This is a genomic window from Streptomyces sp. NTH33 (assembly GCF_003236365.1).
Lineage (GTDB): Bacteria > Actinomycetota > Actinomycetes > Streptomycetales > Streptomycetaceae > Streptomyces.
Window position 1 is genome coordinate 1 of sequence record NZ_POTZ01000536.1, and the last position, 4287, is coordinate 4287.

Sequence of the window (4287 nt, forward strand, 5' to 3'; positions counted from 1 at the left end):
GTCGAGGACGCCGCCGACGCCGTACCGCTGGCGCGGGCCCTGGTGGCCGGCGGGCTGCCCGCGGTCGAGGTGACGCTGCGGACGCCGGCCGGGCTCGACGCGGTCCGGGCCGTCGCCGGTGCGGTGCCGGAGGCGGTGGTGGGGACCGGTACGGTCGTCACGCCGGCGCAGGTGGCGGAGAGTGTGGCGGCGGGGGCGCGGTTCCTGGTGAGCCCCGGCTGGACCGGCGTGCTGCTGGAGGCCATGCGGGCGTCCGGGGTGCCGTTCCTGCCCGGGGTGTCCACGGTGTCCGAGGTCATGGCGCTGCTGGAGCGCGGGGTGCGGGAGATGAAGTTCTTCCCGGCGCGGGCGGCCGGCGGCACCGCGTATCTGAAGGCGCTGTACGGTCCCCTCCCCCAGGCCCGCTTCTGTCCCACCGGCGGCATCGGGCCCGACAGTGCGCCCGAGTATCTGGCGCTGCCCAACGTCGGCTGTGTGGGCGGCAGTTGGATGGTTCCCGCGGACGCGGTGGCCGCCCGGGACTGGGCCCGGGTCGAGCGGCTGGCCCGCGCGGCGGCGGCGCTCAGCGCAGGTGGGACGTGTCGTTGAACAGGCGGACGCTCGCGTTGCCGTCCGCGTAGTACGCCACCGCCGACAGCGACGCCGCCGACAGCTCCATGCGGAACAGGGACTCCGGCGGGGCGCCGAGGGCCAGCTGGACGAACGTCTTGATCGGGGTGACGTGGGTGACCAGCAGGACCGTACGGCCCGCGTGGGCCGCGACCAGCCTGTCGCGGGTGGCGGCGATACGGGTCGCGGTGGTCGCGAAGCTCTCGCCGCCGCCGGTGGGTTCGGCGTGCGGGGAGGTCAGCCAGGCGTTCAGGTCGTCCGGGTAGCGCTCGCTCACCTCGCCGAACGTGAGCCCCTCCCAGGCGCCGAAGTGGGTCTCGCGCAGCCCCTCCTCCACGATGACGTCGAGGCCGAGGCGGGTGGCGACGACAGCGGCGGTCTGGCGGGTGCGGGTGAGCGGCGAGGAGACGACGGCCTGGATCGTGCCGCGCCGGGCCAGCGCCGCGGCGGCCCGCTCGGCCTGCTCCAGACCCACGCCGGACAGCGACGGGTCGGTGCCGCCACTGCCCGAGAAACGCTTCTGCGGCGTCAGCGGCGTCTCCCCGTGCCGCAGCAGCACGAAGGTGGCCGGCGCCCCGAGGTCGGCGGGCCCCCAGCCGGGCGACGCGACGGTCTGCGCGGCCCGGACATCGGCATCGGTCCGGGCACCGGCACCGGCCTGGACATCGACACCAGCATCGGCCCGGACATCGGCACCGGTCCGGACATCGGCACCGGCCTGTGCGGCGGTGTCCGGAGACGCGGTGGACGCCGGCGCCGAAGCCGACCACTCCTCACCCCGCGCCCCCGCGTCCATCGCCTCGTTGGCCAGGCGGTCGGCGTGCTTGTTCCGCTCGCGCGGGATCCACTCGTACGTCACCTGTCCGGGCGGGAACACCCGGGCGGCCAGAGTCGCCAGCGGTTTCAGATCCGGGTGCTTGATCTTCCAGCGGCCCGACATCTGCTCGACGACCAGCTTGGAGTCCATGCGGACGTGGACCCTCGCCGAGGGGTCCAGGGCGTGCGCGGCGCGCAGGCCGGCCAGCAGGCCGCGGTACTCGGCGACGTTGTTGGTGACGGCCCCCAGGTACTCCGCGGTCCTCGCCAGGGGTTCCCCCGTCGCCGCGTCGAGCACCACCGCGCCGTAGCCCGCGGGCCCCGGGTTGCCCCGCGACCCGCCGTCGGCCTCGACTATGAACTCCCGCACGCCGGCCGCCCCTTACAGACCCGACTCGGCGGTGCGCACCAGGATGCGGCGGCAGTTCTCGCAGCGTACGACCGTGTCGGGCGCCGCCGCGCGGATCTCGCCCAGCTCGGTGATGGCGAGCTCCTGGCGGCAGCCCTGGCAGGTGCGCTGGTACAGCTTGGCCGCGCCGATGCCGCCCTGCTGCGCGCACAGCTTGTCGTAGAGCTTCAGCAGGTCCGCGGGGACGGCGGCGGCGACGACCTCGCGCTCCTTCGTCACGGACGCCACCTCGCCGTCGATCCCGGCGAGGGCCGCGTCCCGGCGCGCGGTCGCGTCGTCGACCTTGGCCTGGACGGAGGCGACGCGCCCGGTCAGCTCGGTGACCCGCTCCTGCGCGGACTCGCGGCGCTCCATGACCTCCAGGACGACGTCCTCCAGGTCGCCCTGCCGCTTGGCGAGCGAGGCGATCTCGTGCTGGAGGTTCGTCAGGTCCTTGGGCGAGGTGATCGCGCCGGAGTCCAGGCGCTGCTGGTCGCGCGCGGCGCGCTTGCGCACCTGGTCCACGTCCTGCTCGGCCTTGGTCTGCTCACGGGCGCAGTCGCTCTCCTCGGTCTGCGCGGCCACGAGCAGGTCGCGCAGCTGGGACAGATCTTTGCTCAGCGACTCGATCTCGGCGTGCTCCGGCAGGGACTTCCGCTTGTGCGCGAGCTGCTGCAGGCGGACGTCGAGGCCCTGGACGTCGAGGAGTCGGATCTGGTCGGCGGGCGCGGCGTTCAGTTGGGGGCTCCCGTGTCACTAGTGGAGGAAGGGGCGCGCGAAGCGCTCCCCGGAAGGGTGGCGGCGGGCGACGGGCGGGCGGACGCCGCGTGGGCGGTCCAGGGGTCGGTGACCGTCTTGGAGACGTGGACGCGCAGACCCCATCCGTGCCGGTCGGAGATCTCGTCGAGCTGGGCGGCGGCCAGCTCGCACCAGGGCCACTCGGTGGCCCAGTGCGCCGCGTCGAGCAGCGCGATCGGACTGTGGGCGCGATCCGCCGTGAACTCCGACGCCGGGTGGTGGCGCAGGTCCGCGGTGAGGAAGGCGTCGACGCCGGCGGCCCGTACGGCGTCGAAGAGGCTGTCGCCGGAGCCGCCGCTGACGGCGACCGTGCGGACCTGTGCCTCGGGGTCGCCGGCCACCCGGATGCCCTGCGCGGTGGCGGGCAGCCGCTCGGCGGCGCGGGCGGCGAACTCGCGCACGGTCAGCGGGTGGTCCAGTTCGCAGACCCGGCCCAGGCCCCGGCAGCCGTTCGGGTCGGTGGGGTCCGGCACCAGGGGGCGTACGACCCGCAGGTCCAGCGCCCCGGCCAGCGCGTCGGAGACGCCCGGGTCGGCGGTGTCGGCGTTGGTGTGGGCCACGTGCAGGGCGATGTCGTTCTTGATGAGGGTGTGCACCACACGGCCCTTGAAGGTGGAGGCCGCCACGGTCGTCGTGCCGCGCAGGTACAGCGGGTGGTGGGTGACCAGCAGGTCGGCGCCCAGCTTCACCGCCTCGTCGACGATCTCCTGCACCGGGTCGACGGCGAACAGCACCCGGCCGACCTCCTGGTCGGGGTCGCCCACGACGGTGCCGACCGCGTCCCAGGACTCGGCCCGCTCGGCGGGCCACAGGTTCTCCAGCGCGGCGATGACATCAGACAGAAGGGGCACGGGTGCAAGGCTACCTGGGTGTTCGCCGCGGCTGAACCGCTGCCGCCGCCTCCCTCCGGGACCGCGTCCGCCGAGCACACCGGCCCCGGTTTCCTCAGGCGAATCGTTCCTGGGCCACCCGTACGTGTGAAGCCGCCGCCCACCGGTCCGCCGCCTGTGCATACGAAAACTACCGTCCTCACAGGAGGTGACCGAACAATGACAACGTGTGTTGTCGAGCCTTCGGCGGCCGACGAGGGCGACGGTGCCCCGCGGGCGGGCTGCACGATCACGGCGGACGGCGCCTACGCCGCCCGGCTCGCACGCAGCGGCGACTCCTGGTACCCCGAGCGGTGGACCCTGGACGGCCCCGAGCCGTACGCGGTGCCGCTGCCCGGCAACCAGCCCGAGGAGCCCGGCACGGAGGTGCAGCCGATGGGCGACGGCCGGGTCCTCGTCCGGCGGCTGGTGGCCGGCCGGCACGCCTTCTCGCTGCTGTACCCGACCGGCCCCGGTACCGGCGAACTGCCGCTCGGCGCCCTCGAGTGCGCGAAGGAGGCCCGGCTGCGGCTGCTGCCCCCGGCGCCGGGCGGCGAGCGAGCGTACGCGCTCGCCGTGGGCCCGCGCTCCACGGCGGTGTGGCTGGTGGCGGGCGGCGCCCGCGGGCCCGAGCAGCTGGCCGAGGTGCCGGGCCGCTGCTCGGGCGGGGTCTGGCTGGACCGCGCTACCGGCTGCTCAACGACCAGGTCTTCGCGGCCCGGGGCGAGGACCTGCGCATCGAGGTGGACGGCGACGACCGGCTGCGGACCTACGCGGACACGATCACCCCGGAGGCCGCGTGCACCA

At 74.7% G+C, this 4287-nt stretch carries 4 protein-coding genes and 1 pseudogene; 2 read left to right on the plus strand and 3 right to left on the minus strand.

Features of this window, described 5'->3' with window-relative positions; genetic code table 11:
* Positions 1-588: bifunctional 4-hydroxy-2-oxoglutarate aldolase/2-dehydro-3-deoxy-phosphogluconate aldolase (eda, locus tag C1I97_RS32320; RefSeq protein WP_111006597.1), on the plus strand; the 588-nt coding region annotated here is incomplete at its 5' end.
* Here the strand turns inward: eda and C1I97_RS32325 are convergent.
* The 3 genes from C1I97_RS32325 to C1I97_RS32335 are packed head-to-tail and all read right to left on the minus strand — an operon-like array spanning position 563 to position 3462.
* A complete protein-coding gene (locus tag C1I97_RS32325; protein ID WP_111006598.1) occupies positions 563-1795 on the minus strand; it encodes a bifunctional RNase H/acid phosphatase in 1233 nt (410 codons plus the stop codon). The genes eda and C1I97_RS32325 overlap by 26 nt on opposite strands.
* A gap of 12 nt (positions 1796-1807) precedes the next feature.
* Entirely contained in the window at positions 1808-2551 is a 744-nt protein-coding gene (locus C1I97_RS32330) for a zinc ribbon domain-containing protein (RefSeq protein ID WP_111006599.1), read from the minus strand.
* Complete coding sequence (locus C1I97_RS32335; protein ID WP_111006600.1) at positions 2548-3462, minus strand: Nif3-like dinuclear metal center hexameric protein; 915 nt, start codon at positions 3460-3462, stop codon at positions 2548-2550. The genes C1I97_RS32330 and C1I97_RS32335 overlap by 4 nt, the downstream gene beginning before the upstream one ends.
* Before the next feature lie 198 nt (positions 3463-3660).
* Here C1I97_RS32335 and C1I97_RS32340 point away from each other — a divergent pair.
* Positions 3661-4218: pseudogene (locus tag C1I97_RS32340) on the plus strand (hypothetical protein); the annotation flags it as partial.
* Positions 4219-4287 lie beyond the last annotated feature (69 nt).